Below are 6157 nucleotides of genomic sequence, written 5' to 3' on the forward strand. Positions count from 1 at the left end.
ACGCCAAGCGGATTTACCAGTATTGCAGCCAATGGAAAGACATGGGCGAAACCAAAAGGTACGACCTCCAGGACTTCAAAAAGATGCTCGGCTTGCTCGATGAGAAGGGTAACGAAAAGATGCTTAGAATCAGTGATTTCCGAGAGAGTGTGTTAGATGTAGCCGTCAAGCAAATCAATGAGCACACCGAACTAAACATCAGCTACAAGCTCGAAAAGCGGGTTAGAACCTACACCCACATCGTGTTCACCGTCAAACCACAAGCTTTGGCCGAAACTATCCCCTTCGACCTGGTGGCCACGGCTCAGAATGTGCCCGGCGTGCAGCAAAGCCACTACGACAACGCCGCCCGCATCCTTGACGAACTGCGCATCACCGATGCCAAGCACCGCCAAACCATCCTCACCAGCGCCGCCCACGTCGCGGAGGTCAACCGCTACAACCACGACCTAAAAACCAGCAAAATCAAGGCTACCCGCAATCCGGGGGGCCTGCTGCTCGTGCGCCTGGGCCTGGTCGCGGCCAAAACCACGAAGACCGCCGCTTAGCCGTTCTTCGTGGCCCGTTTTCCCTGCTCCCCTCATGCGGCAAAAAATCTACCTGGAAGTCGTCGTTTTGAAACCCGACAATGCGGTTCACCTCACCGACGCCGAACAACAAGCCATTCCCTGCCATTTTCTGCTCGCTCAGGAGGCTGAGAAGCGCATGTTGGTCATAGAGTACACCCCGGGGTCCGAACGTGCCACCAGGGACCGGATTATCGCTATTCACCTGCGGGCCTACGCCCGGCGCTACCAGATTCTCAGCTATGAGGTCTTTGACGACTTCGTGCCGGCCTTGCCAGCCCGCGTAGCCGGCTAGGGTTTGAGTAGGATTTAAGGGGCAGTGGGGAAGGTATTCTTTTCCCTTTTGTTTCTAGGAATAATCCCTTAACATAAGATTAGTTATACACCCACTCTTGGAATCAGTGTAGACTTCGGCCCGCCCAACCGCTGCACCCCGCGTGGTACTTTAATTAGGTAGTTGCCTTATTTTGCATCTATCGCAAGCGTAGTGGGGTAACTAGTTCAAATGCTCAGAGTCTACAACAGAAATAACAGATATTGCCCTCTCATTGACGCATCAGCATCATGCGCTCTTGCTCGTTAACGACAATCGCTAGCTTGTACTTCTAACTCTCCTTATCTTCCTATGTCAATCCAAGAAGCAATTGCACAGCTGACACAGCTAAAAAAGGAAATAAGTGAAGTTGATAGCACACACTCTCTTCGTTTTCGTGGGGGCAAAGCAATTGAAATCATAGAGAGAGTGAAGCCCAATGAAGCAAATGACATTGAGGAATTTGAACAAAAAAAAGTGGCTGCTATTGATAGCATTTACCTCAGCTTAGATAGAGAAACTGGCTGGGCAGAGTTCTCCTATTTAGATTCGAAGAAAAAAAAATCAAAAATCAGTGGTCAGAGAGCCAATAACGATTTGCAACATGCTATTAGTCATGTGATCAATGATGTAAATGAGTTTATTGAAGGAATCACCTTAGCATAAATCAACTTATTTACATTACCTAGATGTCTACAGCTTCCTATCCGATAGTTAAAATTCCGGCTCGTATTACTGAAATAAGCCGTAGTCTACCTGTACCACCAGACAAACCCGTACTGCCTAAGCATCCAGATGAGCCGACTCTTCCAAGTCTAAAATCACCTAATGATTCAAATTCTGGCGTCGGTTGTTTACTGGTACCTGTAGTGTTGTTCGGTATTGCCTTAATTATCCAAGGAAATAGTCGAAAATCAGAGAGTGACTTTGTAGTTACGATAGGTGTAGGAATACTTATCTGTGCTCTGTGGGGTTGGATCAAAATAAAAAACCAAGCGGCAATAGACAAAGCAAAAGTTTTAGCAGAAGCTGAAGCTACCTATAGAAAAAAGTTACTTATATATCAAAATGAACTTTCTATATATAATACATATAATAGACAAGCTGTTGAACGAGAGCACGAAATCACTAACAAAGAATATGAACAAAAACTACAGCAGTACAAAGTAGACGTTCTCAACAGTAGTTTTTTATTTAATTACAGAACACCAATCCTTAACTCCTATTTAAAATCAATCAAAAAGCCGCAACCATATACCGGACAATCTTATAGAAAAGGAGTAAGCGAAGATTTTTTTATAGTTACACTAAAACTTTGTTTTGCTGATGATGCACCAGCTGATACAAAAAAACAGACAACCAAAATACTGACTAATTACGTTTTGCCCTTTGATAACTCTTCAAGGCCCTTCATGCCTGATATTATTATCACTTTATATGGATTAGAATTTGTTCTTGTAATTGAAATTGATGAGCCATATGTCGGTAGCAGTGGACAACCAATTCATTACATAAATAGCAGAGATTATAAAAGAGATAAGTTTTTCACTGATAATGGATGGATTGTAATACGTTTCACAGAATTTCAAATTATAACACAACCAGATAAATGTGCATCATTTATTAAACAAACTATCATAGGCATAGTGGGATCTAGTTATAAAGCTGGCTCAATCACAGCATTTAGTTATGATATTAATAATGACAAAATCAGAGCTAGCAACTTAATAGTTTCACCACAATGGACAGAGCAAGAGGCACATGCTATGGCCTTTAAGCGATACAGAAATTCTTACTTGCCGCCAATCCTATCTAATAAAATTATAGAAGAGCAATACATTAATGAAGATTTATCAGGATTTAAACATAACTCTACTGATTCTTTTGACGATGACAACGACCTGCCATTTTAATATTGATAGAGATTTATTAGAGCACACCGCACCGCCTGCCACCGCTGCGCGGGCGTCTGTTCTTCTTCGTTAAATTGGGGCGTATAACTCATATAAGTAACTGCCTAAAAGCTGGTTACTACTGGGGAAAATACCTCTTCGCGACTTTCGGATTATCCTGCTTTAGGTCCACGTACCCGTCGTTCAACCACTTCATCGTCGCCTGTTTTTGGGTCAGTTGCTGCTGAAGTTGCGCTGTTTTTTCCTCCGCTTCCCCCATTTGCTTCCAAGAGTAGACCGTGAAGCCCATGAACCCCACCCATATCAGCATCATCACTAACCACGTGTAAAGGCTGGTAAAGCCCCACACTTTATCCGCTAAGGGCATACTGCGCGGAATCTGGTCAATCACCTGCTTTAGCTGCTGGCTGCCCGTCGCCACTGCCGCCGCGATAGTGTCCGGCGTCGCCAAGTGCGGCTGAATGTTGGCCGCTACGCCTTTATAATCAATCTCGAACGTGGTGCCCTTCGCCACCTTCGCCAGCACCTCGTTTACCTCGGCGCGGCTAATGGGCTGGCCCTGCTCTAAGCTGCGCTTATTCAGGGCCTCGATGCCCCGTCGTAGGGCTTTAATATCGTCAAGTAGCTCTTGCATAGCCTAGTAAGTAGAAAGTAGTTAATTATCACCGATGCCAAAGCCCCGCGATTTGTTCTGTTTTGGCTGCTGGCGAGCCTGCTGCTCCTTAGCCTGGGCGTAGGATTCGGCCAGCTTGGCCAGCGCGTAGTCCTGGCCGACCTGCTGCCACGCCTGGGCCGGGTCCTGGCCTAGCTCGCGGGCCTTGGCAAAGCCCGTTTCGAGGTTGCCAGCGCTGTATTCGCGGCCTACCTGGCTCCCCTTTACCCGGTGCCCGTCCTGGGCGAACACCACCCCGGCCGGGCTCCCGTCCTTGCGCCGCGTCAGCTCCAGCTCGATGCCTCGCGGGCGCAGGGCCTCGCGCAGCTCGTCAAAGCTGCGGGCCTGGCCCGCCGTGTAGCTCAGGGCGCGGCCAATGTCCTGCCGGGCGCGGCTCCACTCGGCCGACTGTTCTTCTTTGGGGGTGCTGGCCTTCGCCTGGGCCGGGGTCGGGCCGATTTCCAGCGCCTGCTTGCGGCCCACCTGGTCGGCCACTATCAGCCCGTATTGCTGCTCGATGCTTTTGCACACGTCTACGCTGCGCGAGCGCACAAACTGGTCGCTCACCGTCTGCCCGTCTAAGTCCACCCGATTTACCACTAGGTGCATGTGGGGGTGTTTCTTGTCCTGGTGCCGCACCACGGCCCATTGCGTGTTCTCCGGGTCGATTTTCATCCCCTTTAGGTAGTCGTGGGCAATGCGGCCCATCACCTCGTTGGTCACCTTCTCCTTTTCCTCGACCGGAAAGGCCAGCGCGACGTGCAGCACCGCCTTACCCAGCCCTGGGCGCATGGCCCGCACCATGTCAAAATCCGCAGCCATGTGGGCGGCGCTGTCGGTGCGCACGCCGTGCGCGGCCAGCACCTCGGCCCCTTTGTCGGGGGTCTTTTCTTGGAGCACGTACTGACACATCGCCCCGAACGACTGGTTTACCTTCACCTTGCCAATCATTATGCCTCCGGCGCTAGACGTTTCAGCAGGTGGTGCATCTGGCCGAGTACCGTCGCGGCCCCGGTGCGCTGGTCCTGCTGCAAGTGGGCCAGCTTGGTTATCTGGTTCAGGTTCGCGGCCATGCCGGCCAGCTGCACCAGTAGCCGGGCCTCGTCGGGGGTCGGTGGGGCCGGCAACTTGGTGGCCGTGTCCTGCTTCGACCACACCGACCGCAGCACCTCGCCCTGGCTGAGCCGGTACCGTTCGGCCTCGCGGTTTAGGCGCTCGTGCTCCTTATCAGTGAGCCGCACGCTGACGACGTGGCGCTGCTTCTCAGCCAGTGGGCTAGCCTTCCGGCCTCCCTTGCGGGGGCGGTGGGGTGTAGAATCGGCGGGCGTGGGTGCTTCCATATAAAGGTCCCCGCAGGGGCAAGTGTAGTGAGCCCAACGGGCGAACGGGTTTTGGGGATTGCGCGAAGCGCGATTCACAAAACACATCTTGCGAAACACGTTGAACGAGCTGTCAGGGGGCTACTAAGGTACACATGCCACCTCACCCGCGCAACCCTCCCGCTATCTTATTTACCTGGACTACTCCCCGCTTTCAACCCTAGCCTTCCCTGCTCCTTCCTGGCTCTTAGTGGCCACCGTTCCCCCTTTCCTACCTCCCCCTTAGCCGGCAGCTGTACCCCATCTATTTGCCTGCCTGCCTCCTTCCTTGATTGTCTGGCCACCTTAGCACCAACTGCTGCTCGGCCCCACTTCCCCACTGCCCCATCGTTCCCCCAAGCCCACCAGTTGCCCCAATTCTATCGCCTCAGCACTCCCCCGCACTCCATAGCCCAAAGCAGTACATAAGCTCGTCATTAAGATTTATAAACTGTTTATTACCAATAATATAGTATTTATTGAATGCGCGCAAGTCACTGGCTTCTAGGGTTTTTGCTGTTTTTGTTTTGCTCGCGCCGTTGAACCCCCGAACAGTCCCTAAAAGCCTTTTTTTCCTCGCGCGGGAACAGCAATTGTTGTATTTGAAAGGCTTTGTCTATTTGAGGGGTTTGTAACACATTGATTATTAAATTTTTATGACATTCATAAACGGGTTTTAATCCGTGAGAAACGGGTTTTAATCCGTGAGAAACGGGTTTTAATCCGTGAGAAACGGGTTTTAATCCGTCTGAGAACGGGTTTTAATCCGTGAGAAACGGGGTTTTAAAACGGGTATAGCATTTGTTTATCGTTTTTAGTGTACAATTGTATTGAAATCAGCTAGTAAGCTTCATGAGTAAAGAACTAGAAATACGTCAACATAACGTGCTGACCAATGCTCGGTATGACTACACGGAGCTACAATTAGACCTACTGTTCTTCATGGTCTCCCGGCTTCGCAAAGACCAAAAGACAGCAACCTATGAGCTGCCTATCAAAGAATTAACTGCTCTAACGGGCAAACAATATCACCTGCCCTACCTGCGGCAAGCCACGGCCGACATGGGTTCCCGCATGTTCGAGGTAGAAGACAAGACCGGCTACCGGCAAATGTGGATGTTTCAGAGTGTGCATTACCTGCTGGGCCAAGGCATTATCGAAGTCAAGCTATCTGAGGCAGTGTTGCCCTTCTTATTCGACCTCAAAGACAACTTTACCTCCTACACTCTAGCCGCTGCGTTGCGCTTATCCAGCAAGTACGCCAAGCGGATTTACCAGTATTGCAGCCAATGGAAAGACATGGGCGAAACCAAAAGGTACGACCTCCAGGACTTCAAAAAGATGCTCGGCTTGCT

Annotated in this window: 7 protein-coding genes and 1 pseudogene; 5 read left to right on the plus strand and 3 right to left on the minus strand. The window is 50.2% G+C overall.

The genetic code is table 11. The annotated features are described in order from the left end of the window. The 4 genes and pseudogenes from E4631_RS25405 to E4631_RS25420 form a co-directional block, all read left to right on the plus strand. Nucleotides 1–548, plus strand: a pseudogene (locus E4631_RS25405) (replication initiation protein); the annotation flags it as partial. A 34-nt stretch (nucleotides 549–582) separates the two neighbouring features. Then, nucleotides 583–861: a hypothetical protein gene (locus tag E4631_RS25410; RefSeq protein WP_133657807.1), complete on the plus strand. Its 279-nt coding sequence runs from the start codon at nucleotides 583–585 to the stop codon at nucleotides 859–861. Nucleotides 862–1191: 330 nt separating this feature from the next. After that, a complete protein-coding gene (locus E4631_RS25415) occupies nucleotides 1192–1545 on the plus strand; it encodes a hypothetical protein (RefSeq protein WP_135318679.1) in 354 nt (117 codons plus the stop codon). Between the two features lie 23 nt (nucleotides 1546–1568). Continuing rightward, a complete protein-coding gene (locus tag E4631_RS25420) occupies nucleotides 1569–2792 on the plus strand; it encodes a hypothetical protein (RefSeq protein ID WP_133657802.1) in 1224 nt (407 codons plus the stop codon). Between the two features lie 118 nt (nucleotides 2793–2910). Here the strand turns inward: E4631_RS25420 and E4631_RS25425 are convergent, their stop codons facing one another. From E4631_RS25425 to mobC, 3 genes are read right to left on the minus strand one after another with little or no spacing between them, the layout of a single operon-like run. Then, nucleotides 2911–3426, minus strand: coding sequence for a hypothetical protein (locus E4631_RS25425; protein WP_133657803.1), 516 nt, complete (start codon nucleotides 3424–3426; stop codon nucleotides 2911–2913). Nucleotides 3427–3447: 21 nt separating this feature from the next. Next, nucleotides 3448–4395: a relaxase/mobilization nuclease domain-containing protein gene (locus E4631_RS25430; protein ID WP_133657804.1), complete on the minus strand. Its 948-nt coding sequence runs from the start codon at nucleotides 4393–4395 to the stop codon at nucleotides 3448–3450. Continuing rightward, the gene (gene mobC, locus E4631_RS25435; protein ID WP_166648104.1) at nucleotides 4395–4784 is read right to left on the minus strand and encodes a plasmid mobilization relaxosome protein MobC; all 390 of its coding nucleotides are present in this window, start codon (nucleotides 4782–4784) and stop codon (nucleotides 4395–4397) included. Before mobC ends, E4631_RS25430 begins: the two co-directional genes overlap by 1 nt. Nucleotides 4785–5654: 870 nt before the next feature. Between mobC and E4631_RS25440 the strand changes: the two genes are divergently transcribed. Beyond that, nucleotides 5655–6157 (plus strand): replication initiation protein (locus E4631_RS25440; protein ID WP_135318680.1); only part of this gene is annotated, 503 nt, incomplete at its 3' end.

The organism is Hymenobacter sp. UV11, assembly GCF_004684095.1.
In the GTDB taxonomy this organism is placed as follows: domain Bacteria; phylum Bacteroidota; class Bacteroidia; order Cytophagales; family Hymenobacteraceae; genus Hymenobacter.